We start from the raw sequence: 26225 nt of genomic DNA, 5'->3' as shown, positions 1-26225 counted from the left end.
AAATTTCCCGTTCACAAGTCGAACCAAAAGCCCGCCCCATGCATTATTGCGATGGACGATGTCTCTTGAAGGAGTATTCCCATGGACTGGAATCGGATCGAAGGAAACTGGAAGCAACTCAAGGGAAGGGTAAAGGAGCAGTGGGGGCGCCTCACCGACGATGATCTTGACGAGATCGATGGAAGCCGCGAACAGCTCGAAGGCAAGATCCAGGAACGCTACGGAATAGCGAGAGATCGTGTAAGGCAAGACATCGATGATTGGTACGGTCGCCAGACCTGGTGAGGGCCTCGCCTCGAGCTGCGACAATCCCGCAAGTTTGTGGTTGACCCTTTGATCTTTGCCGCAATCGCCCCGGCGGCTTCGCCGGGGTTCCGCTCAACACGCCATCCCGTATTGCCTATTCTTCACAATATTCACGCATTGGAGCCGGAACCTTCGTGTTTCTTGGGCGTTGCTTTGTCATGACAAAGTTATCATCCAATGTGTTTGAAGAAAGAGCTGAGCGCCAGCGGGAATGCGAACGGGCGCTGAACAGCGAGTTCGAAACATTGACGAGGTGGGCGGAAAGCGCCGGCTGGTCCTGGGAGGAGATAGCGCTGGCGCTGATGGAATTGGTCGAGCAATACGTTCTGGCCACTGCCTGTACAAGCACGATCGCACAGGACTCCGCAGCAGTGCGCCCCTCGAAGTCCAAGACGCTCCATTAAGCCCCATCGCTGTCCTGCAACGCTACTTCCCGAACAAAGAGGAAAAAACGGGTGCGCGCCCGGATGGCCCAGTGCGCTGCAGTCAGGCGGCTTAGGTCCGTCGGTGCGGAACGCCCCGGACCGCGACCCCGAGCGCCAGACCGGCGATTGCGGCGGCTGCGATGGCAGCAACCGGCACCCGGTGCTGCGACCGCCAACCGCCCTCGACACCACCCGGCTGCGCGGGAGGACGGAACAGGTTGCCGTTGCTCTTGTCCGCTCGCGGCGCCCTTCTCAGATACATAGAGGTCAGCCGGGCAAGCAGCCGCGACATTGTGTTGGGCGCAAGAAAATGCGCCAGGCGCGTCAAATCGGCGATTGCGCCGACGGTAACGGAGTGACGCGGGCGCTGAGCGAGGCGCAGGACGGCCCGCGCGACGCGGCGTGGATCGTAAACCAGAGGCGGCACGGTCAACCGGCGCCCCGTATAGTTTGCACCATGCGCGACGCCGGGCGTATCAAGGAACGTAGGGTAGACGTCACAGACATGGATATCGCGCTGATCGGCAAGTTCGGCGCGGAGCGCTTCGGAAAAGCCCCTCAGGCCGAACTTGCTGGCGCTGTAGGCGGCCGCATATGGGGTGGAAGCGAAGCCGCCAAGCGAAATCATGTTGATGAAGGTGCCATGGCCCTGCCTCAGAAAAATGGGGATTGCCGCATGCGCATCGTTGAAATGCCCGATGAGGTTCGTGCGCACGACGCGCTCATGCGCTTCGATCGGCGTCTGTTCAAATCGCCCAACCGCGCCGACGCCGACATTGCTGAACCAGACGTCAATCCTGCCGAAGCTCATGGCCTTTCTCGCCAGTTCCTTGACGGCATCGGCATCGGTGACATCGGTCGGCACGACCAGAACGACCGCACCAAGCGCGCGGCACGTCTTGGCCACGCTTTGCAGCGCCGCTGCGTCGCGCGCGGCAAGCACTAGGTTCGACCCGCGGCTGGCGAACGCTTCGGCCGTTGCCTGTCCGACACCGGAAGAGGCACCTGTGATGACGACCACGGCGTCTTTCAGAGATTTTCGCATCGCAGCTCTCCCGCTTCGGCCAATGCCGGAGGAACATTCTGCGCCTGAATATGTTCCCCTGCGCCAACGCGGGTCTTTGCGCATCTGAAATGACACGCGGCGGCGGCGCAGCCCGCTTTTAGTGCTCGCCCGAGGATCCGATCGAGCAGCGCGCGCGTTACTTGCGATGCGGACTTCACGCTCGAAGAAAGAAGAAGCGGATGCAATTGCAACTCGATGCGAGGCAGCAGAAGTATGGAACCCGGCGGTCCGCGGGGGAGCCGCCCTTTGCGGATCAGCAGGGGATCTCGGCAGCGGATCTGGTCTTTGTCAGCGATTGCGAGCCGGGCATCACAAGGCGACGGTGCGGCAAGGGCTTCGTCTACAGAATGCCGGATGGTTCAATCTTGTCCGACCCCGAGACCAAGGCACGCATTGCGTCCCTCGGCTTGCCGCCAGCCTACGAGAATGTCTGGATCTGTCTTGAGGAGAACGGCTACCTGCAAGCGACCGGCTACGATGCGCGCGGCCGCAAGCAATATCGCTACCACCAAGCTTGGCAAGCGCTGAGAAGTGCCGACAAGTTCGCGCAATTAATCCCTTTCGGGAAAGCATTGCCCCGGATAAGGCGGACGATACGACGCCATATGGACGGCCGGCCCGAAAGTATCCAAACCGTGCTTGCAGCTATGGTGGCGCTTCTCGACGAAATGCATTTGCGACCGGGAAACCGCACATATGTGGAAGAAAACGGGACCTACGGTGCAACGACGCTCTTGAAGCGGCATCTCAAGCTTGGAAGTGAGTTCATCGAATTGAGCTTCACCGCCAAGGGCGGAAAACGTGTGAGGCGGCGGCTACGCCGGCCCAAGCTGCAGCGGCTGCTGGAGGAGATTGCGGACCTGCCGGGCCGTCAGTTGTTCGTCTGGAAGGACGAGAGTGACGCCTTGCGTGCCGTCGACTCCGGTCGCCTCAACCGGTACCTCGCGGAGATCGCCGGATTCTCTGTATCAGCGAAGACATTCCGTACCTGGGCGGGCAGTGTGGCGGCCTTCGCGGCGGCACGGGCGGCGATCGAAGAAGATCGGCGCCCGACGGTCAAAGAGATGAGCGAGGCTGCGGCCGCGGTCCTCTGCAATACGCCCGCGATCTGCCGCAAGAGCTACATCCATCCGGACATCATCGCCCTGGGCAGCGGCGCCTCCGCTTCCTCGGCCGGGCGTTTGCACGCGCGCAGCCGGGGGAAGTCGGAACTGCGTTTGGAGGAGGCTCGGATGCTGAAGTTCCTGTCCCGCACCAGCCGTGACCGGGAGCAGGCGCGACCAGCGCCAATGAATGGCGCCCGTCGTCTACTGCCGTCGACAGGCCCGGTCTGAGCAGGTGCCGGAAAAGTATCACATGGTGCGATGGGTTCCGGCCCGGTCGCCGTTGGCCCCGCCTCGGTGCGGGCAAACCAAGGTTTTGCTGTCGACCCAGAAATAGAGTTGACTTTCAACTACGGTTTTCCATCAGAGGCAGCTTACTCGTCCCCCGATCCTGTCGGCCCTTTTCGGTCATGGACGTGATCGTCGGGACCGTGTCTCCCTGTATGATCGAGACGTTGCATCCGTAGCCTTCGTCAGGATGAACTTGTCGAGACTGGCAAGCACCTCGGCCGATTGCCAGTTCATGCTGGCAATCGTGTCCTCGCCGCAATCGGCGGCCCAGGCGCTATTGCCAATGGTCAATATGGCCGCTGCAAGGCATGTCGACGCGAACATTTCTTTCATAGCATTTCCTCCCAATGCGATGCTGGACTTCCTCAGCCGCCGACGACATCGCACACGTCAACGGACTGCCTCCGGCGCCCTCCTCAGAGCTCCGTCTCCGCCGTCGTCGGTCAGCTTGGCAGATATTGCGAGCTCCATGTCTCGCTGATCGTTCCGGAGGCGATCAGCTTGTCGATCTCGGCGTCGGTATAGTTCAGGGACTTCAGAACGGAGCGCGTGGAGGCACCGTATTTTTCCGCCGGCGCGACCGCCGTGACCTTGCCGACGGCCGGACGAATGGCAAAGGGATCGAGTTGGGTCACGGTGTGCCCGCTGGGATGATCCGGGAAGATCGAGAAGGAATAGCTGCCGCGGTCGGTCCCCGGCCTGCCGTCCGCGATTCGTGCGCTTCGGCTTCTGATCGTTTCGATGTTCTCGCAGAGCGAGACACCGATATCGGCCTGTAGCAGTCTCTGCTGCCAGGTTTCAGCGGGCGCGGTCATGAACGCCTGCGCGAGATAGATTTCGCGATCGGATGCGGGCATCGAGGGAAGCCCTCTCAATCCCTCGACCTTTTCGAACCGCGGGAGATCCGCTTCCGATGCGCAAAGCAGAAGATAATCGCCGGATGCCGTTTGGTAGAGACGCGACATCGCGTCATAGCCCCTGGTCTCGCGCCCGGCCGGTTCGTCGAACGGCCGGCGGCCTTGATAATCGTAGCAGAACGGAATCTGGGCGAGCCCGGTCAGTGCCGACAGCGAGGTGCGGGGCCGACCGACGATGCCCGTCCTCGATTTCTGGTAAAGGGCGGCCGCCACACCAAGGGCTGCGCCGAAGCCGCACATGACATCGATGGTGCCGACATGCGCATGTTCTTCCGGCGTCTGCATCGATCCGCCGAAGCGCAACATAATGCCCGTCGCCGACTGAACCAGATCGTCATAACCGAGATAGTCGGTGCGCGGCCCGGTGCGGACGCCACCGAAGCAATCGAGCTGGCAGAAGATCGCCTGCGGATTGAGCGCCTTCAAGTTCTCGGCATCGAGCCCCATCGCCTTGACCTGGCGGTCGGTGGCATTCCAGACCACGATGTCCACGGACCGCACCAGTTCCTCGAAAATCACCCGACCGTCGGGTGAACCGATGTTCAGCAGCGCCGACTGCTTGCCCCGCATATGCGACATGCCGAAGATCACAGTATTCCAGCAATCGTAAAGCGGCTTGGCGGGGTCGATCTTGATCACCTCGGCGCCGAAACGGGCGAGATAGGCGACCGAGTGCGGACCGGCGATCACGTTGCAGAGATCGAGCACCTTGACACCATCAAGCCAACCGCCAGGGACATTGGTCGTCGGAGCAAACAACGTTGGACCTTTGCTCTCTGACAGTTTTGCCAATGCGTCCGGAAATCTTCCCCATGTGCGCGGCTGCGGCGTCAGCATGGCTTCGCCGCTTTCCTGTAACCAGGCCATCGGTCCCGGCTGGATCATGCGGCCGAGAATCGGATCCTCCACCTCGATCATCAGGCCCGCGGCTTTCGCGTGATCGTCGGCGATCCATTCCTTCAGCCAGCGCTGCGGCGCGCCCGGAAACTGCCCCTCCCCGAAAATGCGTTCCCACTCCGCCGCCGTCTTGGTCAAGAAGACTTCTTTCATGCGGCCCGCGATCTTGTCGGCCCAATATTTCGGAAGGGGATAGACGCCGAGCGAGACGTCCGATGACCACTCCGAGACCGGCAGGTAGGTGTCTTCCTCCTCGCGAAGCCCTTCTGCCACGAGTTCGTCATAAAGGCCGAGTGTTTGCAGGCAACGCTTTGCATGGTTCTTGTGGCTAGGGCAGACGACGTAGAACATCCGCCCGTCGCTGCACATGTAGCTGCGATAGAAGGGGTCGAGGAACTCCTGGAGTTCGTCATAGGACATATCCATCGGCAGGCCTTCGCGCCGCCGTCGTTCGATCTCCCGTTCGCGCTGGGTCTTATAGCGCAGCGGATACTCATCGATCTGGATCGAATTGTAGGACAGGCCCTCCATGACTGCGCTTGCCAGCGGCACCTCGATATGGTCGCCATGCCCGGTGCGTTCCCGGGCTTGGAGCGCCAGGACCGTGGCCGAGGCCGCCAGCATCGTCCCATAGGCGGACGCGAGCGGCAGCGGCGAGAAGGACGGGTTGATGCCCATCAGCACCCGGTTCAGGCCCATGTCGGTGAACACGCCGGAGGAGGCCGCGATCACCGTCTCGAAGGCACGCCAGTCGCGGCGCAACTGATCGTTGGAAGCAAAACCGGGGATCGACAGGGTGATCAGCTCCGGCCGGGCCTTGCGCAGTGCCGCAAAATCGATACCGAGCCGAGCGAGCACGCCGGGGCGGAAATTCTCGACGATTATGTCCGCCTGCGCCACCAGCGCCTTCGCCTGTTCCAGCCCTTCTTCGGTCTTGAGATCGATGGAAACGATCAGCTTGTTGCGGTTGAGGATCGCATTGGCGGGATTGTCCCAGAGGGGGCCCGCCGGCGGATCGACATGCACGACGGTCGCGCCGAGATCGCCGAGGATCATTGCCACCGCCGGCCCGGCGATGTACTGGCCGAAATCGAGGACCCTGACGCCGGAAAGAGGAAGGGCGGAGCGTGAGATCGATGTCATGTGGGGTTCCTCCGGACTATATTGTTCTTATCCGCGCCGCCGCGCGTCATTCACGATCCATCCTGCAGCCTTTTCGGCGATCATCAGCGTCGGCGAATTGGTGTTGCCGCTGGTGATCTTCGGCATGATGCCGGCATCGACGACGCGCAGACCCGCTATACCCCTGACCCGCAAGCGGCTGTCCACGACGGACGTCGGATCGTCGTCGCGCCCCATCCTCGTCGTCCCGACCGGATGGAAGATGGTGTTGGCGATGTCGCCGGCGAGCCGGGCAAGCTCCTCGTCGCTCTGGAATTGCCGGCCGGGTTTCCATTCCTCCGGCCGGTACTTCGCCAGCGCCGGCTGCGATACGATCTTGCGCACCTGCCGGAGGCTTTGAGCGGCAATCTTCCGGTCCTCCTCCGTGCTCAGATAGTTCGGCGCGATCGCCGGCGCATCGGCGGCGCTGTTGGATCGAATCCGCACGCTACCGACACTCGTCGGGTTTAGGTTGCAGACACTCGCGGTGAAGGCGGGGATGCTGTGCAGCGGCTCGCCGAAGGTGTCGAGGCTCAGAGGCTGGACGTGATATTCCAGATTGGCGTGGGCCTGGCTGTCGTCCGAGCGGGTGAAGGCGCCGAGCTGTGACGGCGACATGCTCATCGGGCCGCTGCGTTTCAGCACATATTCGAGCCCGATCATCGCCTTGCCAAGGAGGTTATTGGCGAGCGTGTTCAGTGTCTTCGCGTTGCCGACCTTGAAAACCGCCCGGATCTGCAAATGGTCCTGAAGGTTTTCCCCGACTCCGGGCAGATCGTGTATCACAGCGATTCCGTGGCGCTTCAGCAGGCCGGCCGGCCCGATGCCCGACAATTGCAGGATGTGCGGCGAACCGATCGCGCCGGCGCAGAGAATGACCTCCCTGTCAGCGCGGACCTCCACTCTCCGGCCCTGCCGCTGAAGCACGACGCCGGTGCAGCGCTTGGGGTCCGGGGCCTCAGTTTCGAGTACCAGCCTTTCGACATGGGACTGCGTCCAGACAGAGAGATTGGGCCGGTTCTTCGCCGGGCGCAGAAAGGCCTTGGAGGTGTTCCAGCGCCAGCCGGACCTCTGGTTGACCTCGAAATAGCCGACCCCCTCATTGTCGCCGCTGTTAAAATCGTCGGAGCGCGGAATGCCGGCCTCGACGGCAGCCTCGGCAAAGGATTCGAGAATATCCCATTTCAGCCGCTGCTTTTCGATTCGCCACTCGCCGCCGTGCCCGTGCATGTCGGAAAAGCGGCTGTTGCCGCCGGTCTCGGGGTCGTTGCCATTGTCGAGCCGATAGTGATCCTCATGCGCCTTGAAATCGGGCAGGCAGTTCTGCCAGGTCCAGGCATCGTCCCCGGTCTCCGCCGCCCAGCCGTCATAGTCGCGGGCCTGCCCTCGCATGTAGATCATCCCGTTGATCGAGGAGCAGCCACCGAGCGTCTTGCCGCGTGGATAGCGCAGCGACCGCCCGTTCAGGCCAGCATCCGGTTCGGTCTTGAACAACCAGTCGGTTCGCGGGTTGCCAATGCAGTAGAGATAGCCGACCGGGATGTGGATCCAGGGATAGTCGTCCTTCCCTCCGGCTTCGAGCAGCAACACGCGCATCGAGGGATCGCGGCTGAGACGGTTGGCCAGCAGGCAGCCGGCGGAGCCGCCCCCGACGACGATGTAGTCGAAGCGATCGTCGGATTGCCGAGTGTCCCGGCGCGTCATCGGCTTACGCGCCCGTCGCGAAGAGACAGTTCACACTTATAAAGCCTTACTGTTAGGCACGGCATTCAATCGTCCTCCTCGAATTTTCCAAGCAATAGCCGACGATCAGCGGGGAAATCCAATGACAAATGACGCAAAGCATTATAAGTGAAATTAATATGATGCACTCGGTCGACCTTAGAACATTGAAAGCCTTCGTGACCGTCGCGCGCGAGGGCAATGTCACGCGCGCCGCAGAACAACTGCACCTCACGCAGCCGGCCGTCACCCTGCAACTGAAGCGCCTTGCGGCCGATACCGGCATCACCCTGTTCCGGCGAACGTCAACAGGTCTGGAACTGACCCATGAAGGCGCCCTGCTGGCCGCCAAGGCCGAGCAGGTGCTCGCCGCGCTGGTGGATTTCGGACAGACGGCCGGGCATCTCGCCACCCGCGTCCGGGGAAAACTAAGGATTGGCACGATCATCGACCCGGAGTTCACGCGGTTGGGCGCGTTCCTGAAGGCGCTGATCGAAAGCGGGCCTGGCATCGAAACGACGCTGCGCCACGGCATGAGCGGTGACGTGCCCGAAGGGCTCCGGCGAAACGAACTCGATGCCGGCTTCTTCCTTGGAGACCCGAACGACTTCGAACCCGTATCCGAACTTTGCGGCGAAGGCGCAGCCAAGCTGTTCCACGGCAGGGAGCTGGCGCGATTGACTTACCGCGTCGTCGCACCACCCTCCCTCGCCAGCTTCGTGCGTGATGCGGATTGGACACAGCTTGCCGCCCTGCCATGGATTGGCACTCCGCCTGCTTCGGTACACAATCGCCTTCTGACGCGCCTGTTCATGGATCTCGGCTTACGGCAGAATTTCGTCGCCCAAGTGGATCAGGAAGCATCGATGGTCGCCATGGTTCGGACGGGCGTGGGTTTAAGCCTTTGCCGCGAATCGATAGCCCTTCACGAGCAGCAAGCGCATGGGCTTATCGTCGCCGATGCGGTAACGATCGGGACGACCTTGAGTTTCCTTTGTCTAGAGGCTAGCAGGGATAATCCCACCATCGCCGCTGCGTTCGATGCGATTCGTCGCGTTTGGGGATAAAAAGGTCGATTTAAGGGGTCGAGCCAAAAAGTCATGGCTCTTGTCCAAGCTCGAAGGATCGACGTGATATTGGCCACGGAGTTGTCTCGCTGGGACCGCTCGACCGTCGATCTTCTCCACACGCTGCGCGAGTTGGAAGGATGGAAGGTCTCAGTGATCGCCATGAACGGCATGGCATTCGATCTGTCCTCGCCGCACGGCCGGATGCTCGCGACATTCCTATCCGGCATTACGGAATTCGAACGTGATCTGATCAGCGAGCGCGTCAGGTCCGGCTTCGCCGCCGCGAAGGCACGCGATAAAATGATCGCTGTAGCAGATAGTCGTGGGTTTACCCACGACTATCTGCTTATATCAGGCCCTTAGGCTTGCGGCAGGTTCTGATCGCAAAGCGGTTGCTGAACTTGCTTAGGTCTCGCTTTCCGCGCTGCTCCATTCGGACGAACTCTCTGCCCGAACACGGATATTGTTCTGGACATTGGTCACGCCGGAGACGTCTTCGGCGCAGTCCTCCGCTCTCCGTTTGGCCCATTTCGAATTGACGAAACCGCCGAGTTGCACCTCCCCATTGGAGACGGACACCTCGATATCCGAAGCGTCGAGCGCTCCATCATCGCTCAAGCGATCGCTGACGTCTTCCTGGATGCGGCTGTCGGACCGCGTATATCCCTTGGGTCCCTTGCCACGGTATTCGTCCATCCTGCGCCTACGTTCGGCATCCTCATCGCCGAACCAGGAAGCGACCTCATCGCTGGCGCGCTCCATGAACCCGCGTTCGCCATAATCCCGATCCCGATCATAGTCGCGATAGGGATAGCGGCGGGCGTAACCGTAGTCCGGGTAATAGTCGCCGCTGGGGTAATAGCCACCACGTGCGCCGAAGCCGGGCCCGTAATAGTCGCGGAATGCGCGTTCGCGATCTCTGGCCTCGTAGTCCTGGCCCCATCCACGGTATCGAGCGGCGCGACCCGGCTCGGCATCCGGATAGTACTCCGCATTCTCCCAATCTGCCCCGCGTGCGCCGGTCTCTTCGAAACGGCGGGCTCGGCGTCGGTCCTCGTCGTTCGGTGTGCCATACCAGTCCCTGCGGTGACGCCGTTCGGGATCGTTGCGCCTCCATTCGTGCCTGCTAGCCATTCCGTTCTCCTTTCAAGATTGGACCCCAGCCAAACCGCCGGACCGCCGCTCGGTTCCGAGACCGTGCAGATATTCCTGTCCACGATTATCCGGAGGGTTTGCCGCTGCTCCTGATCGCAAGACCGCTGCATTGACGATCCGGCAAGCGACCCTCACTCGTCTTTCTGCTTGAGGGCGTCGCTCAGCTTGCCGCGATGGGGATCCTTCAAATTTTCGCCGACCGCGTCCCTGTCCTGTTCCGGGTCGTCTTTGGCGGGCATGTAACCTCTGGGCCGGGTTTCCTTCGGACCCTCCCATCTCGGCCACTGTTCCGTAGTACCCGGCGCTCCCGGTTTCGGCTTCTTCTTCATGGCTCTTCTCCTTGAGTCACTCCTGCTCTTTCATATTCGGCAGAGGAAAACGCTCATCCGCATCTTCCAAGTCGGTTTCAACGAGATATTCATCCCTTTTGATGCGTGCCGCCTCCCGCGCGGCCCGCTGTTTCATCAGGTCATCGGGCTCGAGCGGCCGCGTGTCGGATTCACGGTGCAGCTCACTGTCCGTCTCGATGTGTTTGCTCATCGGGATCGTGGTGTCTTTGCTTTCGCTCCTCGGCGCTTTCTTTCGCGTGACCATCTCGCTCTCCTCGCGGTTCCTGGTGAATCAACGTCAGGGACACGGGCAGGTTCCATGTCCTTCCCGCCTTCGGCCGGGCGAAAGGCCCTCCAGAGTGAGGCAGCGGACGCCGCACGAACCGGTGCCTTCGCGTGATGGGGAACAATGCGGTCCATGCGCGGTTCCTGATCGGCAACACCGGAACGTCCAACCGAGGCTGGAGGCCGTCCGACATCGTCGATTTTTCACGCGCCAGGGACCGGATGATCGCGTCGCAGCTCTCCCGCCGCGGAATCAATGATCCAGATGTGCTCGACGCAATGCGAAACGTCCCGCGGGAGGCTTTTGTAGATCCAGGCTTCGAGGAGTTCGCCTATGAGGACTCAGCCCTCGCGATCGGTCACGGCCAGACTATTTCGCAGCCCTATATCGTCGCACTGATGATCGAACGCGCTGGGCCTGAACCGGGCGACATCGTTCTCGAAATAGGAACGGGTTCCGGCTATGCGGCGGCAGTTCTCAGCCGGATTGCAGGGCATGTCTGTACCATCGAGCGGCACCCCGGACTGGCGAAGGCGGCACGGAATCGGTTCGCCGATCTCGGCTACGACAATATCGATGTGCGCATCGGTGACGGCACCGCTGGCTGGCCCGAGGCCGGGCCTTTCGACGCCATCCTTGTGGCGGCCGGTGGCCCGAATGTGCCGCATGCGCTGAAAGAGCAGCTCGATCTTGGCGGCCGGTTAATCATTCCGGTCGGCTCCGCCGAGGAACAGCGCCTGATGCAGATCACGCGCGTGAACGCCACCACGTTCGAGGAACAGGATCTTGGTGGCGTGCGCTTTGTGCCGCTCGTCTCGGAGCAGGGCCGGGCCGCCGATCAACAGGGCGCGAAAGGGCGACCGCCCGCCATGTCCCTCTCCGAACTGATTGCCGCCGCCGCCGAACCCCTGCCCGATTTCGACGACCCGGCCTTCGGCCGTCTGTTCGACCGCTTCGCGGACCGCCGTCTCGTGCTTCTGGGCGAAGCCAGCCACGGCACCTCTGAATTCTACCGGGCACGCGCGGCGATCACCCGCCGGCTGATCGAGGCGCATGGCTTCACGATTGTCGCCGTCGAAGCGGACTGGCCCGATGCGGCAGCCGTCGACCGCTACGTGCGGCAGCGGCAGGCTGCGCGACCGCGGACCGCGTTCGAACGCTTCCCGACCTGGATGTGGCGAAATCGCGAAGTCGTCGAATTCGTCGAGTGGTTGCGCGCTTACAATCAACAGAAAGCCGAGGCGGACCGCGCCGGTTTCCATGGGCTGGATATATACAACATGCGCGGTTCGATCGCGGCGGTTCTCGACTATCTCGACAGGACCGACCCCGAGGCGGCAGCTGTTGCTCGTGAGCGCTACGGGCGCCTGACCCCATGGCAGAACGAGCCCTCGACCTACGGCCGAGCGGCGTTGTCGAAGGGCTTCCGTGACTGCGAGCAAGCGGTCGTCAGCCAATGCCAGGAGCTATTGGAGCAGCAATTGCGCGCCGGACTTGCGGCTGGAGACGAACTCATGGACGCGGCGCAGAACGCCCGCCTGGTCGCCTCGGCCGAGCGATATTATCGTATCATGTATTATGCCGGGCCAGAATCCTGGAACATGCGCGACACCCACATGTTCGGGACACTGGAGCATCTGCTGACGGCGCGTGGCCCCAGCGCCAAGGCGGTGGTCTGGGCTCACAATTCCCACATCGGCGATGCGCGCCACACCGACATGGGAATGGCACGGGACGAGGTGAACATCGGCCAGCTGTGCCGCGAGCGATTTCCCGGCGAGACGGCGCTGATCGGCTTCGGCACCCATGGCGGCAAGGTCGCAGCCGCGAGCGATTGGGGAGGCGACATGGAAGTGAAGCCGATCCGCGCCTCGCTTGAGGGCAGCTATGAGCGGCTGTGCCACGATTCGCAGGTCCGACACTTTCTTCTCGAGTTTTCGCGCGACCCCGCGCTTCGCCGGCGTCTTCTGGAGCCGAAGCTCGAGCGTTTCATAGGCGTCATCTACCGTCCGGAAACGGAGCGCCTGAGCCACTATGCCTATGCGTCGCTGCCCCGGCAGTTCGATGCCTTCGTCTGGTTCGACGAGACGACACCGGTCACACCGCTTGGTGCGGACCACGTCGGCGAGGGGATACCGGAGACATTCCCCTTCGGCCTATAAGAACGAACGCGTTAGAGTTGCGTCGATACGATGTTGTCGACCCTGACTGTGCCGCCGACCACACCGCGCTTCAATCCAACTGGCGCCGGCCCCTCCTCTATGACGCTGTAGAGCTTGTCGCTGCGAAAGGCGCTGGCCATTTCCGTCGTGACTCCCTCCGCCGGTTTGGCGTCGATCTCGAGAAAGTCGAGTTCCGCCTCCGCGGCGACGATACGCGCGTCGCCACTTGATCTAGCGGCGACGATCACTTCGCCTTGGTACGTCGCATTTTGCCAGTTCGGGTCGTCGAGTGCGGCGAGCGGCGACAGCCGATATATCCTCAGCTCTTCCTGCATGTTTTCCTATCCCGTGTGTTCCTGGGCAACTCAATCGCCAGAGGTTGGAATTGTTCCGTGCGGCATGCGCGGCGGCACGACCATGATTGAAGCCGGAACAAATGGCGGATCTCGGCTTTCCCTTGTCGAAGGGAGAAATCCGATGCCAAGACACAGCCCCGAACAGTACGAGCGAGCAAAGCCCGGTCCTGCCAAAGAGGATGTACTCTCTCCCGAATGGGAAGAGAAAGTGCCCGAAAGCGCCCGGAACACGGAGGAGGCGGAGCCCCTGGACCAGGGGCGGGTTCCTCCGGTTCGCAGTCGCGATGAAGCCAACATCGACACGGATGATGCTCTCCCGAGCGACGACGAGGAGGAGGCGATCGCCGACAATCCCGAGCGTGAAGAGGTGCGCTTTGGCGACGTGAAGACGCCGCGGAGCGAATGAAACTGGAGGGAAGGCTATGGTGATGGATTACCTGTGGCTGCTGGCGACCGCGGGCGGAGCTTTTGCGCTCGGTGCCGCGGTGGTTTATGCGATCATGAGACAGAAGCCGCTCCCGCCTGCCGACAAGGAAGCGCAGAACCAAAAAGTCGAGGAGCTGTACGACCGCTCGCCCGAGGGAAAGTTGCGCTGAATTTAGCGGGTGATCGATGGATCACGATCTCCTTATGATCTTCGGCGTGGCGGCTGCAGCCGCCCTTGCGTCACCGCTCGGCGGTTTGGCCGCGATTGTCACCCGCCCGTCGAGCCTCGTCCTTTCGATCGCGGTCGGCTTTGCCGCCGGCGTCCTGATGGGCACCTTCGCATTCGAAATGATGCCGAAGTCGTTGGAGCTGGCATCCGTTCCGCTCATCGTTGCTGGCTTCCTGATTGGCCTTGGGGCTGTCTACGGCCTCGACCTATACGTAAACCGTTGGCATATGGCGGGGAATGCGGCAGACGAGAAACCGGCCGTCGACCGCCTGCACAAGCGCAGGAGGCCACGAGGAAGCGGTGTTTCCGTCCTTGCCGGAGGCACCAGCGCGGAGGAGGTGATCGAAGGCATCACCATTGGCATTGGAGCCGCCTTCGAACCGAAGACCGCCGTCATCGTGGCGCTCGCCATTTGCATCGACAACTTCAGCGAGGGAATGAGTATCGGCGAGTTGAGCCTGTCCGAAACGCAGAAGAACGCAAAGTGGCGCATCATCGGCTGGACCTCGCTTATCGGCCTCGCTGTATTCGTTGCCGCGCTTGCAGGCTGGTACTTCCTGAGCGGCCTTTCAGAGACAGTGATCGGCATCCTCTTTGCGGCGGGGACGGGTGGAATGTTCTATCTGACGATTACCGATCTGGTGCCGGAAGCGGAGGCGCACCACTTCCAGCAATCTGCCGCGATCGCCAACGCTGCAGGCTTTCTGCTGATGATGACGCTTTCGCGGATGACCTAAGCAGGTTCAGACCGCAAGACCGTGGGTTAACTCTTGCGGAATCTGCATACACCGGAACAAAGGGTGCAAAAGCCGGTTGTTGCTTGAGGAGACAGGAGCGAGCATGACCAGACAGCCTCGAACGAATCCGGCGCAGGTGCGCGGCGACGTCCAGCATGGACGCACCGGGGACAAGACGCGCGGCTTCGATCCATCAGCAGCGCCGCTTGAGACCGATGACGAAGCGGGCGGAGTGCCCGTCACCCGGCAAGCTGCGCAAGACGCGCGCAACGACCAGCTTTCCGGAACCCCGGTGGACACGTCAACCGAGTATGCCGATGCGATGCGGCCGCTCTCCGAAGGGGAAAAGGCGAAATCGACCCGGCAGTGGTTTATCATAGCGTTGCCGCTTGCCGGCCTCGCGCTTCTGATCGGCGCATTGGTGTATGCCGGGAGCGCGGGACTGCCGTGACCGGCCGTACATAGCCTCAGCGCATACGGGATCGAAAGGAGCCCCCCATGTCCGATCAACGCCCCGATCCCAGGGACCGTCTTTCCGAACTGAGCGCATCGGAGCAGGCACTCTATCTGCGTCGATCTTCATTGCGTTTTCTCGAATGCGCGATCCATCTCTGCGCGACTCATATGACGCTCGAAGAAGTGGCAGAGCTGCTTGAACAGGAGGCGGAGCAGCTTCGCCGCTTCGGCTGATCGCACCCGCCTACGGGTGTGCCGCGCCGCCGATCACCCGCAATGTCGGCTCATCCAGGTAGGGCCGCTCGCCGAGCCGCACCAGATAAACCTCCCGTTCGGGATTGGCCTCGATAACGAAGCCGGAACTGCGCAGCATGGCTTCGACGCAGGCCCGGTTCGGAATGAACCAGTTGGTCGGATCGTCCGCGAAGCGATGTTCCACGAAGAACAGCTTCGGATAGTCCGGACGATCGAAAATCCCCCACTCCTTGAAATCGTAGTCGGGATCGAGCTGCGCCACCGATCTCGTGCCGCGCTGCATGCATTGGAACAGCATGCTTTCCCCGACGACATGCTCGTAAAGAAGATCGAGCGCGAGCAGCGGATGGCGAAGATGGTAGAGAACGCCCATGAACAGGACGAGGTCGAATCTTTCGCGCAGTGAGGCGACGTCGTAGACCGACATGAGCCTGAACTCGATCTCCACTCCCGCCTGTTCGGCGGCGAATTTCGCCTGCCGCAGATAATGCGGATCTGAATCGATACCAAGCACGCGCCCCGCATTGCGCCGCTTCATTTCCTGTGCATAGAAGCCGGCGTTGCAGCCGATGTCGAGCACACTCCTGCCGGCGAGGTCTTCCGGGACCACATGCTTGAAGCTATTCCATTTCACGGCGGGATAATCGCCGAGAAAGTGGTTCGGCGACGTCTCGATGCCTTGGATACGCATATTGTGGAACCAGGGTCCGAGCGCCGCGATGTCTTCCTTGAGCGCCATGCGTTCCGTCTCCTCCGACATCGTCAGACTGGCTGCGATGAAACAGACGTTTGCGGCTGCTGGCCGCGGCGATTGCGGCGTGGGGCGGGCCGACGCTGTGGAAGTGCCGCCTGGAACCAGCGGATCGTATGGGAAAGGCCGTCGGTAAGCGGTACCCTCGGCTCCCAGCCGAGCAGTGCCTTCGCGCGGGAGATGTCGGGACGGCGGCGCGAGGGGTCATCCTGGGGCAGCGGCGCATAGACGATGCTCGAGGTCGTTCGGATCTTCGACAGGACCAGCTCGGCGAGCTCGTTGACCGTGAACTCGCCGGGATTGCCGAGATTGACCGCTCCACCCGGATTTGGACCGCAGTTCATGAGCCTGATTAGCCCCTCGACGAGATCCGTTACATAGCAGAAGGAGCGTGTTTGCTCGCCGCTTCCATAGACCGTCAGCGGCTCGTTGCTCAGCGCCTGAACGACGAAGTTCGAGACGATGCGTCCATCGTTCGGGCGCATATGTGGCCCGTAGGTATTGAAGATACGTGCCACCCTCGCATCCACGTTCCCGGCTCTCAGGCTGTCGAAGCACAGGGCCTCGGCTGCTCGTTTGCCTTCGTCATAACAAGCTCTTGGCCCGGTGCAGTTGACGTGGCCCCAGTAATCCTCCTGTTGCGGGTGTTCCTCCGGATCACCGTAGATCTCGCTGGTGGAGGCCTGCAGGAAGGTCGCCCCATGGCGCGCCGCCGCCCGCAACAGGTTGCCCGTTCCCGTTACGCTGGTCAGCATCGTGTGGATCGGATCGGCCTGATAGTCTTTTGGTGAGGCCGGGCATGCAAGGTTATAGATCTGATCGATGGGGCCATCGATCTGGATTTCGTCGCAGACATCCTGCTCGACCATCGTGAAATAGGGATTGCTCTGCAAAGCATTGACGTTGACGGGAGAGCCAGTGAGATAGCTGTCGAGGCAGATCACCCGATTGCCGCGGTCGACAAGCACCGAGCAAAGGTGCGAACCGACGAAACCCGCGCCGCCGGCAACCAGGACGACCTTTCCGTCGTTCAATCTGTTTCGCTTTACCATTGGGCCGTTCTCCTTTCGGTGTTAGGCCTGAAGCCGCCGCATGGAATGGGTCGCCGGAAGCTCGCCCCTGGGCGGGACGTTTTCGACTACCTCGACGAAGGCTCGCGCGCGCACCTCAGCGCTGTGCGCGCTGGCCACACGTCGATAGGCGGCGTCCGCAATCGCCTCACGTCGCCGATCGTCCAGTTCCACCAGTGCCGTGACGACGTCGCCGCCGGTGCGCGCAATGACAAGGGCTTCGCCGGGCGGGAAGAAGCTCTCAATGCCCTGCCACCAGTCGCTGATCAGGGGCGTGCGGCAAGCCGCCGCCTCGAAGAGCCGTACGCTCGGCGACCAGCCGGCTGCGATCATGTCACTGCGCGTGACGTTTAGCGTGAAGCGCTGGCGGCTGTAGAAATCGGCGTGCTCGGATGGAGGTAGATGCTCTATGCGCTCCACATTCTCCGGCCACCGGATGTCCGCGGGATAGCTTGGCCCTGCGACGACGAAACGCTTCTCCGGCAATTGCCGCGCCGGTTCGATCAGCAGCCGTTCGAGAGCGGGCTGCCGATCCGGGCTATAGGTCCCGAGATAGCCGAGATCCCATGTCGTTCGCGCACCGCTATTGCGGTACGCTTGGAGATCGACGGCACAATAGAGCGGCAGGGGACGGTTCGCCCCGAACTCCTGACGAAGCCGGGCAATCGTCCCGCCTCCCGAGAAGGAAAAATAGAGGTCGAAGACTGGTATCTGGCGACGTGCCAGATATTCCTCGTCGCCGTGCGACAGCTTCGAAAGCGTCACCGGCGTGTCGATGTCGTAAAAGCAAAGCCGCTTCGGCAGGAGACGGGAGACGGCGTCGATCACCTCGACGCCCTGTGGCACGTAGGAGCCGATGACGACGGCATCCGCCGCAGCCAGCCTGTTCGCGTGGCAGGCAAGCAGTTCATCGACGCTGGTGTAGAAGATCAGGTCGCAGAAATCCGGGTCGGCCAAATCGCGGCGCGCGGCGTACCATGGAACGTCGCGCTCCAGGAAGGTCACTCGGTGCCCCGCGGCGTGGACACCGCGAAGCAGTGCCCGGAACGTCGTTGCGTGGCCGTTGCCCCAGGAGGAGGAAAGCGAGAGGCCGAGAACGACGATGTCGAGGGCGCATCTCATTCCGCGGCCTCCGGACGCTTGAACCACCGGCGGAATGTTTGGTCCACCTCCGAAGCGCGATGCGCATAGGTGTGCTCGCCGAGGACGCGGCTGAGAGCCCTTTGCCCGATTTGCTTCGCCTGGCCCGCAGTCAGGCTGCACATCAGTTCGGCAACGTCCCGGCCATCTCTGGCGACCAGCACCTCTTCTTGAGGTTTCAGGAAAAGGTCGATGCCCTCCCAGGCATCCGTGATCAGACACGCTCCGGCGCCTGCCGCCTCGAACACGCGGGTCGCCGGCGAGAAACCATTCGCCGCCATACTGGAGCGCGAGATGTTGAGGACCGCTTTGGGGGTTGCATTGAAGGCATTGTGATCGGCGGTCGGAACATGACCGATATAGGCCACACTCTCCGGCAGCGGCTTGTCGTGCCATCCTGCTCCTCCAAGCAGGAAGTGGCGCTCTGGAAGCCTCGACGCGGGCTCGAGGAAAAAGGTTTCGACGCGTGATTCCCGATCCGGCAACCGGTTGCCAAGGAAAGCGAGATCAGCGTTAAAGCGGGGCTCCGGGGCCACAGGGTGGTGGGTCTCAGGGTCGAGCGCATTGTAGACGGGAATACATTCCCGTGCCCCAATGGCCCGGTACGATCGGACAACGGGATCGCCTCCCCCATAGGTCAAGACGAGATCCAGCGAAGGGAGTGCGCTCCGGAGCGGATGGTCCTCAGCGGCCTTGAGCACCGCCAGAGTCGCGGGTGCGTCGACGTCCCAGAAGATTTTCAGCGCCGTCGGCCTGGCCGCCCTCAACACCTCTTCGAGCAGCAGATCGTCCTCGAACCCCACCCCGCTTGCCTTGACGACGATGTCGGCGCCGGCCGCTTCAGCCGCGGCCCGCTTCATGGCGGCAACCGATCCCTCGTAGACGACGACGCGGCACCATGTCGGCGGGTCGATGTCCCGGTGTTTCTGCCGATCGTAGACATCCGGCTCGTAGAATGTGATCTCGTAGCCAAGCGATGCAAGCGCCCGCAACAGCCCTCGATAGTAGGTGGCAGCACCGTTCCAATAGGCTGAAACGAGGCTGGAGCCGTAGAATGCAATTCTCATAGCGTCGCCTCCTCCCGCGCAGTGTGAGCCGCGGCCTTGCCCGGCCTGTAGGGCGCTACGATCCGAAGGAGTTCGTCGACTCGGTGGGCGCAGGTATGGCGGGCGTGGATGGTCGCAAGACCAGAGGCCGCCATTTCTCGCGCGAAATCCGGCTCATGGAGTACCTGGCGCAACAGTCGCTTCATCTCCTCGCTGCCTCGAGCAAAGACGAAATCCTTGCCGGAACGGAACAGGCCCTCCACGTCGTCCCAAGGCGCCGAAACCAGCGGAATGCCGCAGGCGAGCGCTTCGAACACGCGAATGGTCGGAATGCCCGGCAGCGCCCCGACATAGGGGCGTCGTGGAATGTGCACCGTCGCGCGGTGTTCGGCGAAGGCACAGGGAACTGCCGCATTCGCAATCCAACCGCCATAGGCAATGCCCGCCTCGCGCAGTTTCCCCAGGGCTGCCTCGGGGTATCTGACGCCACGGACCGTCGCCTTGAGCTGCAATTCCCGCGCGGGCTCCACAAAGAGCGAGACAATCTCGGCGCTGCGCTCTTCGTCGCCCCAATTGCCGATCCAGACGAGATCGCCGCGCTTATCGACGCCGGGCAGCGGCTGGAACAGGGACGTGTCGGCGGCCTCGTGCCACGTGTAGACGTGCCTCCCCCAGCCAGAACGGAGATATCGCTCCCGCAGTGCCTCGCCGAATGCCAGCACGAGGTCGTAGTTCGACAGGTCAAGCCGGGCGATGTCTGCTTTGGCCGTGACGGCACGATGATGCGTATCGTGGAAGACCAGCGTGAACCGTCCGCCCTCACGACGGATCCGGCCGAGTTGTTTAACGATCTTCGGATCAGTCCATTCGTGGACCACGACGACGTCGGCGGTACTCACCGCCGCCTCGTGATCGAAATCATCTTCGTAAATTGCGGTCCTCAACTCGGGAAAGTTCTTGAGGAACGCCATGATCGGGCCGACCCCCTGATCGTCGATCAGGTTCCGTCTGCTCCAGGAATCGCCGGGTTCGAGAGCGGTCGCTTCGTGACGGCGCCGGAGAAGTTCGCGCATCACGCCGCGCAAGAAATGGGCGTTGCCATGGTTCCAATCGGAAATCAGGGAATGGGTGTAGAACAGAAATCGCATGGTCACTCCGCTGCCGTCAGTCGGCCAGAGGCACGCATCGCCCGCCGATAAACATCGAGCATTGCGTCGCGCTGAGCCTCGAGCGTGAATTGGCTCGAGCGCTGCCGCGCGCCGTGCCCCAGTTCAGCCCTGAGATCGGCATCCCGCGCCAGCCGATCGAGTGAATCCGCAAGTGCTTCCGGATCGCGGGGATCGGCGAAAAGCGCGGAGCCATCCCAGAGCTCGCGATAGGTGTCGATATCTGAAAGGACGAGGGCTGCACCGCATCTCGCCGCCTCGAGGGCGGCCAGGCCGAAGGGTTCGTAAAGAGACGGCGAGACGACGATCGCGGCCCTCGACATCAGTGCCATCGTCCGGTCATGGCTGAGTTCGCCAAGATGTTCCGCATGCTCGATCGCCAGCCATTCGCCGCCCGGGCCTTCGCACGCGCCGGCCATGACGACAGGCCAACGGATCCGGCTGGCAGCGCGGTCGAGCAGGACGCCGTTCTTGCCTTCATCCCACCATCTGCCGGCGGCGAAGACGAAGCATTCCTTGACCGGTCGCAGGCAAGGCGCGCTGCTCGCATTATGCACAACGGAGAGATTGTCGATCGTACCGTAACAGCGAGTCAGTGCCGCCGCGTGGCTACGGCTTGGCGCCAGCACCATGTCGGCGCGGTCGAAACCTCGCCGGTTTCGGGTTTTTTGCCAGAGCCAGTACTCTGGCAGTCCGCAGGCCCGCACCGCTTCAAACCAAGTCGTTACACACGAATGCGAGACCACCACGATCGGTATTTGCAACTGGAGGCCGACGGCCTGCGACGGCAGGTTGAGATGCAGGAGTTCGACCGCGTGCTTGTGCGCTAATTCGGTCAGACGGTCCGAAATCGGATCGAGGTCTGCTTCATCGTCCGCCATCCAGTCCGGCGGCACGGGCAACCATTCGAGCACGCCTATGCGGTTCGCCTCGCGCCGTTGGTTTGGCGAGGGAGCGGGGCCGAAGCCGACGAAGACGGTCTCGACGCCGGTCTCGCGCAGGGCGCCGGCAAGGTCCATCGCATAACGCCAGATGCCGCCTACCGCATCGACGCTCATCAGGAGCCGACGCGGCACTTTCGTGCGGGCGCTGGCCTGAGCCGCGGCTGGACGCGGAGATGCGGCGCGATAGCTCATGCAGTGACCCTCCTCGGCCTATGCTTCACCGGACCGGCTGCGGACCATTCTTCAATGAGCCAGGCATGCAGGTCGCGCAGGCCCGTGCGCCAGTCCATGCGGGCCCTCCAACCGACCGCCTTCTCAAGAGCCCGTGTGTCGGCCACGAAGTACAGTTGATCGCCTGCACGCCAGTCGCTGCCGACCGTCGTCACCGGACGGCTCGTCAACAGCTCGATCTCGCGAAGGACTTCATCGAGGCTGACGGCATTGGAGGGTCCGCCACCGAGGTTGAAAGCGCAGCCGCCGAGCCGATCGATGGACTTCAGCACCGCCCGGTAGGCGGCGACAGCATCGCCGACATGCAGGATGTCGCGAACCTGCTTGCCGTCGCCGTAGATCGATATCGGTTCGCCCGCCAGCGCCCGAATGAGGAAATGCGCCACCCACCCCTGGTCTTCGGTACCGAATTGCCGGGGGCCGTAGACGCAGCTCATCCGCAGCACCGCCGTCGCGAGGCCATAGGATCGGGCGTAGTCAAGCACATATTGATCCGCGACCCCTTTCGAGCAGCCATAGGGTGTTCGGAAGTCGAGCGGCTGTGCCTCGCTTACTCCGAGGCTTGCTATGGATTCGTCGGCCGGCACATAACGGTTTCCCGCCTCACGCAGCCTCATGCCATCGAGCGTTCCGTATACCTTGTTCGTGCTGGCGAAGATGACGGGCGGCCGACCGGAGCGACGCGCAGCCTCGAGTATGTTGATCGTGCCCCTGGCATTCGTCTCGAAATCGTCGATCGGCCGCTGCAGACTGGTCGTGACCGCGGTCTGCGCCGCGAGATGAAACACCGCCTTGGCGTCCTTGAAAGCGTCCTCCATCGCTGCAAGGTCGCGGATATCCGCAATCGCGGCATGCACGCGACGCCCATGCTTTCTAACCAGCCAGTCGAGGTTACGCTCGACGCCGGCGCGGCTCAGATTGTCGAGTATGACGACGTCCTCGCCGTCCTGCAGGAAGCTATCTGCCAAATTGCAGCCGATAAAGCCGCTGCCGCCTACGACAAGGATCGCCTTCGCTTTGCGCGCCAAAGCGGGCGCTGCGGGACCCGGCCTTCCGTTGTCCGGAGATCTATCGCTCATATCACCAGCCCTCGCGTCTCCAGGTGCCGCTTCATCTCGGCACCACGGTCGACGGCGCCGACGCTACGAACCCAGTCGACGAAGTCGGCAAGCGAATTCTCCAGCTTTCGGCGAGGCTCGAAGCCGATGAGGTCATGCGCCTTGGCGATGTCGGCGAAGCAGTGGCGGATGTCGCCGGAACGGCCCTTGTTCATGATCTCGGGTTCGAGTTCGGGCACGCCCATGGCGTCTGCGAGCATCCGCGCAACATCGGCGACCGCGTAGGCCTGTCCGCTGCCGATGTTGATCACGTGGCCCGTCGCCTGCGGCTGCTCCAGCGCCAGACGAAAGCCACGCGCCACGTCGCGGACGTGAACGAAATCCCGCCTTTGCCGCCCGTCTTCGAAGACCATCGGCGCCTGTCCGTTGGCTAGACGCGAAGCGAAATTGGCGAGCACACCTGTGTAGGGATTGGAGAGTGCCTGGCCGGCACCGAAAACGTTGAAGAGCCGCAGGGCCACGGCTTCCCTTTCATAAGCTTCGCCGAAGATCAGCACCTGTCGTTCCTGGGCATATTTCGTCAGCGCATAGATCGACGCGAGATCGACCGGCTTCTGCTCGTCCGTCGGCATGGGGCTCAAAGGCTCTCCTTTCGGCCCGACCGGGTCCCAGGCGCCGCCCTTGACGCGGTACTGCGACCGACGGATATGTTGCAGTCGTTCGCCTGCCGCCGTCTGGTAGAGCCCCTCTCCATAGACGCTCATGGACGATGCGACGACAATTCGTCGGACGGGCATCTCGATCATGGCCTCAAGCAGGACCGCCGTGCCGAGATCGTTGACGCCGACATAGCGGGCGATCTCGTACATCGATTGGCCGACACCGACTTCGGCGGCAAGATGAATGACGGAGTCGACGCCCCTCAGTGCGCTCCTGACTGCAGCCGCATCGCGAATGTCGGCACGTCGCATATCGACCCCGGCGGGCAGGGCAACATGCGCATCCGCATGGACCTGCTCGTTGAGTGCGTCCAGGACGCGCACGTCATACTGTCCTGAAAGAAGCTCCTCGACCACATGGCGGCCGATGAATCCGCAACCGCCAGTAACTAGCACTTTTGCCATATCGCACCTGATTAGGACTCATCAGAGATGGTGGAACAAAGCTTCCAACCAACGTGCGCGGCAAATGTTCCTTCTTCTATGACTTCTTCTGAGGCTTCTACTTAGCTTTGGCGGATTCTCGTTTTGGCATTCCAACGGAGGGAACGGTCTTCTCGTGCTGGATGTTCCATGGCGGCTGAGTCCAGGCAGGAACAAAAGCCGGAAAGATGAAGTTAACGGCGCGAGGGCGACCGAATGCCAACTTACAGCATGATGCGGCACGCACGCGATCGGGCTTCCATTTCGCCACGCACCGTCCCGCCGGTCTGCCGAGTTCAACCGCAGGAGGAGGTAGGGATGAACATCTCCATGAAGGCGGAGGCGGATGCGATGTCGGCTGCCGTCGTGACCGCCCCGGGCACGGTTCGGATCGAGACGCTTCCGTTGCCGCAGCCAGGCCCCGGACAGGTCCGCGTCAGGCTGGAGGGCTGCGGCGTTTGCGCGTCCAACCTCGTACCCTGGTCCGGGCCCGAATGGATGCGCTTTCCCACCGAACCAGGTGCGCTCGGACACGAGGGATGGGGTGTGATCGATGCAATCGGCGAGGAGGTCGACGGCTTCAGGATCGGGGATCGGGTCGCCGCCCTCTCCTACCATGCCTATGCAACGCACGACATCGCCGAACAAACGGCGATCGCCCGCTTGCCCGTGGAACTTTCAAATGTCCCTTTTCCCGGTGAACCGCTCGGCTGCGCCTTCAACATCTTCCGCCGAAGCGGGATCGAACCGGGGGAGACGGTGGCGATCATCGGCATCGGCTTTCTCGGCATTCTCCTCACGGAGCTCGCAAGTGCGGCGGGCGCGCGGGTAATCGCCGTCTCCCGCCGGCCATTTTCGCTTGCTTCGGCCATGCGAGCCGGCGCCAGTGAGGCAATCCCCATGGACGATCACTGGCGGATCATCGAGAAGGTGAAGGACCTGACTGCGGGGCAGTTCTGCGACTGCGTCATCGAGGCGACGGGCAAGCAGTGGCCGCTCGATCTTGCCGGAGAACTGACGAAGGAACGCGGCCGCCTGATCGTGGCCGGATATCACCAGGACGGCCCACGCCAGGTGAATATGCAGCTCTGGAACTGGCGCGGCCTCGATGTGATCAACGCGCATGAGCGCGATCCGGCCGTCTATATGCGCGGCATATCCGAAGCGATCGAGGCGACCGCTGCCGGCCGTCTGTCGCCCTCACCGCTCTTCACCCACCGTTTCCCGCTCCGGGATCTCGGCGCAGCACTGGACATGACCCGGGATCGTCCCGAAGGCTTCGTCAAGGCGCTGGTGATCTGCGATGCATGACGCGCTCCTTGAACGGACCCGTCCCCGCATCGGCTTCTTGGGCGTTGGCTGGATCGGGCTCGACCGTATGAGAGCGATCGTCGAATGCGGCGCCGCCGAGCCGGCCGCCATTGCCGATCCCTCCCCCGAAATGGTGGCGGCGGCGCGCGAACTTGCGCCGCAAGCGAAGATCGCAGCGACGCTCGAAGCGCTGCTCGATCAGGAACTGGACGGCGTCGTGATCGCCACGCCGAGCGCCCTCCACGCCGCGCAATCGATCATGGCCCTTGAGCGGGGCCTTGCCGTTTTCTGTCAGAAGCCGCTCGGCCGTTCACACGACGAGTGTGTCGCAGTCGTCGAGGCAGCGCGACGCAACGACCGGCTGCTTGGCGTCGACCTGTCCTATCGTCATACGGAAGGCATTCGACGCGTTCGCGATCTGATCGTCGCGGGCGAACTCGGCACAGTTTATGCCGTCGATCTCGTCTTCCACAATGCCTACGGTCCCGGCAAGCCCTGGTTCTACGACAAGGCGTTGTCGGGCGGAGGCTGTGTGATGGATCTCGGCGTACACCTCGTGGACCTCGTTCTTTGGGTTCTCGGTTTCCCGAACGTCGTCCGCGTCGATAGCCGGTTATATTCGAAGGGATCGCCGATTTTTCAGGACGGCGATGAGGTCGAGGACTACGCCGTCGCAACGCTCGAACTCGACAACGGTGTCGTCGCCCGGATCGCTTGCTCGTGGCAATTGCATGCGGGCTGCGATGCCGTGATCGGCGCCGACTTCCATGGTACCCGAGGGGGAGCAGGCTTCCGTAACGTGAACGGCTCGTTCCTCGACTTCACGGCTGAACTTCACCGCGGAACGCAACGGCAGGTCCTGGCATCGCCACCGGATGCCTGGGGCGGGCGCGCAGCCGCCGCCTGGGCTGAGCGCCTCGCCGCAGGCGATGCATTCGACCCGGATTGCGAACGGTTTGCGACTGTCGCCGAAGTGCTAGACAGAATTTACGGACGATAGAGGCGCTCGGCCTTTGA

At 62.4% G+C, this 26225-nt stretch carries 27 protein-coding genes and 1 pseudogene; 12 read left to right on the top strand and 16 right to left on the bottom strand.

Going from position 1 to position 26225, the window contains the following annotated elements; genetic code table 11:
- Positions 1 to 81 precede the first annotated feature (81 nt).
- A complete protein-coding gene (locus EKH55_RS24895) occupies positions 82 to 285 on the top strand; it encodes a CsbD family protein (RefSeq protein WP_151613571.1) in 204 nt (67 codons plus the stop codon).
- A 516-nt stretch (positions 286 to 801) separates the two neighbouring features.
- Here the strand turns inward: EKH55_RS24895 and EKH55_RS24890 are convergent.
- Positions 802 to 1776 (bottom strand): SDR family oxidoreductase, encoded by a 975-nt coding sequence (locus tag EKH55_RS24890; RefSeq protein WP_151613570.1) that lies wholly within the window; start codon positions 1774 to 1776, stop codon positions 802 to 804.
- Positions 1777 to 1976: 200 nt separating this feature from the next.
- Here EKH55_RS24890 and EKH55_RS24885 point away from each other — a divergent pair, with 200 nt between their 5' ends.
- The gene (locus tag EKH55_RS24885; protein WP_151613569.1) at positions 1977 to 3131 is read left to right on the top strand and encodes a DNA topoisomerase IB; all 1155 of its coding nucleotides are present in this window, start codon (positions 1977 to 1979) and stop codon (positions 3129 to 3131) included.
- Between the two features lie 157 nt (positions 3132 to 3288).
- On the opposite strand, the pseudogene EKH55_RS24880 reads toward EKH55_RS24885, so the two are convergent.
- From EKH55_RS24880 to EKH55_RS24870, 3 genes and pseudogenes are all read right to left on the bottom strand, one after another.
- Positions 3289 to 3524 (bottom strand): annotated as a pseudogene (locus EKH55_RS24880) (glycine betaine ABC transporter substrate-binding protein); the annotation flags it as partial.
- Between the two features lie 110 nt (positions 3525 to 3634).
- Complete coding sequence (locus EKH55_RS24875) at positions 3635 to 6148, bottom strand: CoA transferase (protein WP_151613568.1); 2514 nt, start codon at positions 6146 to 6148, stop codon at positions 3635 to 3637.
- Between the two features lie 27 nt (positions 6149 to 6175).
- On the bottom strand, positions 6176 to 7870 hold the full coding sequence (locus EKH55_RS24870; protein WP_151613567.1) for a GMC family oxidoreductase: 1695 nt from the start codon (positions 7868 to 7870) through the stop codon (positions 6176 to 6178).
- A 185-nt stretch (positions 7871 to 8055) separates the two neighbouring features.
- Here EKH55_RS24870 and EKH55_RS24865 point away from each other — a divergent pair, with 185 nt between their 5' ends.
- Both EKH55_RS24865 and EKH55_RS24860 read left to right on the top strand, forming a co-directional pair.
- On the top strand, positions 8056 to 8955 hold the full coding sequence (locus EKH55_RS24865) for a LysR family transcriptional regulator (protein ID WP_246231882.1): 900 nt from the start codon (positions 8056 to 8058) through the stop codon (positions 8953 to 8955).
- A 33-nt stretch (positions 8956 to 8988) separates the two neighbouring features.
- Positions 8989 to 9321: a recombinase family protein gene (locus tag EKH55_RS24860; RefSeq protein WP_151613565.1), complete on the top strand. Its 333-nt coding sequence runs from the start codon at positions 8989 to 8991 to the stop codon at positions 9319 to 9321.
- 42 nt (positions 9322 to 9363) lie between these two features.
- Here EKH55_RS24860 and EKH55_RS24855 read toward each other — a convergent pair whose 3' ends face one another.
- The 3 genes from EKH55_RS24855 to EKH55_RS24845 all read right to left on the bottom strand — a co-directional run bounded on the left by EKH55_RS24855 (position 9364) and on the right by EKH55_RS24845 (position 10653).
- Entirely contained in the window at positions 9364 to 10092 is a 729-nt protein-coding gene (locus tag EKH55_RS24855; protein WP_069457547.1) for a BON domain-containing protein, read from the bottom strand.
- Between the two features lie 152 nt (positions 10093 to 10244).
- Positions 10245 to 10442 (bottom strand): hypothetical protein, encoded by a 198-nt coding sequence (locus EKH55_RS24850; protein WP_151613564.1) that lies wholly within the window; start codon positions 10440 to 10442, stop codon positions 10245 to 10247.
- 16 nt (positions 10443 to 10458) lie between these two features.
- The gene (locus EKH55_RS24845; RefSeq protein WP_151613950.1) at positions 10459 to 10653 is read right to left on the bottom strand and encodes a hypothetical protein; all 195 of its coding nucleotides are present in this window, start codon (positions 10651 to 10653) and stop codon (positions 10459 to 10461) included.
- A gap of 266 nt (positions 10654 to 10919) precedes the next feature.
- Between EKH55_RS24845 and EKH55_RS24840 the strand changes: the two genes are divergently transcribed.
- Positions 10920 to 12890, top strand: coding sequence for a protein-L-isoaspartate(D-aspartate) O-methyltransferase (locus EKH55_RS24840; RefSeq protein ID WP_151613949.1), 1971 nt, complete (start codon positions 10920 to 10922; stop codon positions 12888 to 12890).
- 11 nt (positions 12891 to 12901) lie between these two features.
- Here the strand turns inward: EKH55_RS24840 and EKH55_RS24835 are convergent, their stop codons facing one another.
- Positions 12902 to 13225, bottom strand: a complete 324-nt coding sequence (locus EKH55_RS24835; protein ID WP_069457545.1) for a hypothetical protein — start codon at positions 13223 to 13225, stop codon at positions 12902 to 12904.
- Between the two features lie 142 nt (positions 13226 to 13367).
- Here EKH55_RS24835 and EKH55_RS24830 point away from each other — a divergent pair, with 142 nt between their 5' ends.
- The 5 genes from EKH55_RS24830 (at position 13368) to EKH55_RS24815 (ending at position 15328) form a co-directional block, all read left to right on the top strand.
- A complete protein-coding gene (locus EKH55_RS24830; protein ID WP_151613563.1) occupies positions 13368 to 13652 on the top strand; it encodes a hypothetical protein in 285 nt (94 codons plus the stop codon).
- A 16-nt stretch (positions 13653 to 13668) separates the two neighbouring features.
- Complete coding sequence (locus EKH55_RS29525) at positions 13669 to 13842, top strand: hypothetical protein (RefSeq protein WP_192803817.1); 174 nt, start codon at positions 13669 to 13671, stop codon at positions 13840 to 13842.
- Positions 13843 to 13858: 16 nt separating this feature from the next.
- A complete protein-coding gene (locus EKH55_RS24825; RefSeq protein ID WP_069457544.1) occupies positions 13859 to 14638 on the top strand; it encodes a ZIP family metal transporter in 780 nt (259 codons plus the stop codon).
- Between the two features lie 103 nt (positions 14639 to 14741).
- The gene (locus tag EKH55_RS24820; RefSeq protein ID WP_151613562.1) at positions 14742 to 15089 is read left to right on the top strand and encodes a hypothetical protein; all 348 of its coding nucleotides are present in this window, start codon (positions 14742 to 14744) and stop codon (positions 15087 to 15089) included.
- Between the two features lie 47 nt (positions 15090 to 15136).
- Positions 15137 to 15328, top strand: coding sequence for a hypothetical protein (locus EKH55_RS24815; RefSeq protein WP_151613561.1), 192 nt, complete (start codon positions 15137 to 15139; stop codon positions 15326 to 15328).
- Between the two features lie 10 nt (positions 15329 to 15338).
- On the opposite strand, the gene EKH55_RS24810 is transcribed toward EKH55_RS24815, so the two are convergent.
- From EKH55_RS24810 to EKH55_RS24775, 8 genes are read right to left on the bottom strand one after another with little or no spacing between them, the layout of a single operon-like run.
- Positions 15339 to 16109: a TIGR04290 family methyltransferase gene (locus EKH55_RS24810; RefSeq protein ID WP_151613560.1), complete on the bottom strand. Its 771-nt coding sequence runs from the start codon at positions 16107 to 16109 to the stop codon at positions 15339 to 15341.
- A gap of 2 nt (positions 16110 to 16111) precedes the next feature.
- Positions 16112 to 17152 carry a UDP-glucuronic acid decarboxylase family protein gene (locus EKH55_RS24805; protein WP_151613559.1) on the bottom strand — a complete coding sequence of 347 codons (1041 nt, stop codon included), beginning with the start codon at positions 17150 to 17152 and terminating at the stop codon, positions 16112 to 16114.
- 21 nt (positions 17153 to 17173) lie between these two features.
- The gene (locus EKH55_RS24800) at positions 17174 to 18292 is read right to left on the bottom strand and encodes a CgeB family protein (protein ID WP_151613558.1); all 1119 of its coding nucleotides are present in this window, start codon (positions 18290 to 18292) and stop codon (positions 17174 to 17176) included.
- Positions 18289 to 19377 carry a CgeB family protein gene (locus EKH55_RS24795; protein WP_151613557.1) on the bottom strand — a complete coding sequence of 363 codons (1089 nt, stop codon included), beginning with the start codon at positions 19375 to 19377 and terminating at the stop codon, positions 18289 to 18291. Before EKH55_RS24795 ends, EKH55_RS24800 begins: the two co-directional genes overlap by 4 nt.
- Positions 19374 to 20504 (bottom strand): CgeB family protein, encoded by a 1131-nt coding sequence (locus tag EKH55_RS24790; protein WP_151613556.1) that lies wholly within the window; start codon positions 20502 to 20504, stop codon positions 19374 to 19376. The genes EKH55_RS24795 and EKH55_RS24790 overlap by 4 nt, the downstream gene beginning before the upstream one ends.
- A gap of 2 nt (positions 20505 to 20506) precedes the next feature.
- On the bottom strand, positions 20507 to 21658 hold the full coding sequence (locus EKH55_RS24785; RefSeq protein ID WP_246231878.1) for a glycosyltransferase family 4 protein: 1152 nt from the start codon (positions 21656 to 21658) through the stop codon (positions 20507 to 20509).
- Positions 21655 to 22776, bottom strand: a complete 1122-nt coding sequence (locus EKH55_RS24780; RefSeq protein WP_151613555.1) for an NAD-dependent epimerase/dehydratase family protein — start codon at positions 22774 to 22776, stop codon at positions 21655 to 21657. The genes EKH55_RS24785 and EKH55_RS24780 overlap by 4 nt, the downstream gene beginning before the upstream one ends.
- Entirely contained in the window at positions 22773 to 23879 is a 1107-nt protein-coding gene (locus tag EKH55_RS24775; RefSeq protein WP_151613554.1) for an NAD-dependent epimerase/dehydratase family protein, read from the bottom strand. The genes EKH55_RS24780 and EKH55_RS24775 overlap by 4 nt, the downstream gene beginning before the upstream one ends.
- A 336-nt stretch (positions 23880 to 24215) precedes the next feature.
- Between EKH55_RS24775 and EKH55_RS24770 the strand changes: the two genes are divergently transcribed.
- The gene (locus EKH55_RS24770) at positions 24216 to 25208 is read left to right on the top strand and encodes an MDR/zinc-dependent alcohol dehydrogenase-like family protein (RefSeq protein ID WP_151613553.1); all 993 of its coding nucleotides are present in this window, start codon (positions 24216 to 24218) and stop codon (positions 25206 to 25208) included.
- Entirely contained in the window at positions 25201 to 26208 is a 1008-nt protein-coding gene (locus tag EKH55_RS24765; RefSeq protein ID WP_151613552.1) for a Gfo/Idh/MocA family protein, read from the top strand. Before EKH55_RS24770 ends, EKH55_RS24765 begins: the two co-directional genes overlap by 8 nt.
- The last annotated feature ends 17 nt before the right edge of the window (positions 26209 to 26225 follow it).

The organism is Sinorhizobium alkalisoli, from assembly GCF_008932245.1.
GTDB classification, from domain to species: Bacteria; Pseudomonadota; Alphaproteobacteria; order Rhizobiales; family Rhizobiaceae; genus Sinorhizobium; species Sinorhizobium alkalisoli.
This window is presented reverse-complemented; position numbering and strand designations above follow the sequence as displayed.

Excerpts from the sequence above, each read along its gene's own strand:
- EKH55_RS24895 (WP_151613571.1), top strand. The coding sequence starts at position 82 with ATGGACTGGAATCGGATCGAAGGAAACTGGAAGCAACTCAAGGGAAGG.
- EKH55_RS24890 (WP_151613570.1), bottom strand. The coding sequence starts at position 1,776 with ATGCGAAAATCTCTGAAAGACGCCGTGGTCGTCATCACAGGTGCCTCT.
- EKH55_RS24885 (WP_151613569.1), top strand. The coding sequence starts at position 1,977 with ATGCAATTGCAACTCGATGCGAGGCAGCAGAAGTATGGAACCCGGCGG.
- EKH55_RS24875 (WP_151613568.1), bottom strand. The coding sequence starts at position 6,148 with ATGACATCGATCTCACGCTCCGCCCTTCCTCTTTCCGGCGTCAGGGTC.
- EKH55_RS24870 (WP_151613567.1), bottom strand. The coding sequence starts at position 7,870 with ATGACGCGCCGGGACACTCGGCAATCCGACGATCGCTTCGACTACATC.
- EKH55_RS24860 (WP_151613565.1), top strand. The coding sequence starts at position 8,989 with ATGGCTCTTGTCCAAGCTCGAAGGATCGACGTGATATTGGCCACGGAG.
- EKH55_RS24855 (WP_069457547.1), bottom strand. The coding sequence starts at position 10,092 with ATGGCTAGCAGGCACGAATGGAGGCGCAACGATCCCGAACGGCGTCAC.
- EKH55_RS24850 (WP_151613564.1), bottom strand. The coding sequence starts at position 10,442 with ATGAAGAAGAAGCCGAAACCGGGAGCGCCGGGTACTACGGAACAGTGG.
- EKH55_RS24845 (WP_151613950.1), bottom strand. The coding sequence starts at position 10,653 with ATGAGCAAACACATCGAGACGGACAGTGAGCTGCACCGTGAATCCGAC.
- EKH55_RS24835 (WP_069457545.1), bottom strand. The coding sequence starts at position 13,225 with ATGCAGGAAGAGCTGAGGATATATCGGCTGTCGCCGCTCGCCGCACTC.
- EKH55_RS24830 (WP_151613563.1), top strand. The coding sequence starts at position 13,368 with ATGCCAAGACACAGCCCCGAACAGTACGAGCGAGCAAAGCCCGGTCCT.
- EKH55_RS29525 (WP_192803817.1), top strand. The coding sequence starts at position 13,669 with ATGGTGATGGATTACCTGTGGCTGCTGGCGACCGCGGGCGGAGCTTTT.
- EKH55_RS24825 (WP_069457544.1), top strand. The coding sequence starts at position 13,859 with ATGGATCACGATCTCCTTATGATCTTCGGCGTGGCGGCTGCAGCCGCC.
- EKH55_RS24820 (WP_151613562.1), top strand. The coding sequence starts at position 14,742 with ATGACCAGACAGCCTCGAACGAATCCGGCGCAGGTGCGCGGCGACGTC.
- EKH55_RS24815 (WP_151613561.1), top strand. The coding sequence starts at position 15,137 with ATGTCCGATCAACGCCCCGATCCCAGGGACCGTCTTTCCGAACTGAGC.
- EKH55_RS24810 (WP_151613560.1), bottom strand. The coding sequence starts at position 16,109 with ATGTCGGAGGAGACGGAACGCATGGCGCTCAAGGAAGACATCGCGGCG.
- EKH55_RS24805 (WP_151613559.1), bottom strand. The coding sequence starts at position 17,152 with ATGGTAAAGCGAAACAGATTGAACGACGGAAAGGTCGTCCTGGTTGCC.
- EKH55_RS24800 (WP_151613558.1), bottom strand. The coding sequence starts at position 18,292 with ATGAGATGCGCCCTCGACATCGTCGTTCTCGGCCTCTCGCTTTCCTCC.
- EKH55_RS24795 (WP_151613557.1), bottom strand. The coding sequence starts at position 19,377 with ATGAGAATTGCATTCTACGGCTCCAGCCTCGTTTCAGCCTATTGGAAC.
- EKH55_RS24790 (WP_151613556.1), bottom strand. The coding sequence starts at position 20,504 with ATGCGATTTCTGTTCTACACCCATTCCCTGATTTCCGATTGGAACCAT.
- EKH55_RS24785 (WP_246231878.1), bottom strand. The coding sequence starts at position 21,658 with ATGAGCTATCGCGCCGCATCTCCGCGTCCAGCCGCGGCTCAGGCCAGC.
- EKH55_RS24780 (WP_151613555.1), bottom strand. The coding sequence starts at position 22,776 with ATGAGCGATAGATCTCCGGACAACGGAAGGCCGGGTCCCGCAGCGCCC.
- EKH55_RS24775 (WP_151613554.1), bottom strand. The coding sequence starts at position 23,879 with ATGGCAAAAGTGCTAGTTACTGGCGGTTGCGGATTCATCGGCCGCCAT.
- EKH55_RS24770 (WP_151613553.1), top strand. The coding sequence starts at position 24,216 with ATGAACATCTCCATGAAGGCGGAGGCGGATGCGATGTCGGCTGCCGTC.
- EKH55_RS24765 (WP_151613552.1), top strand. The coding sequence starts at position 25,201 with ATGCATGACGCGCTCCTTGAACGGACCCGTCCCCGCATCGGCTTCTTG.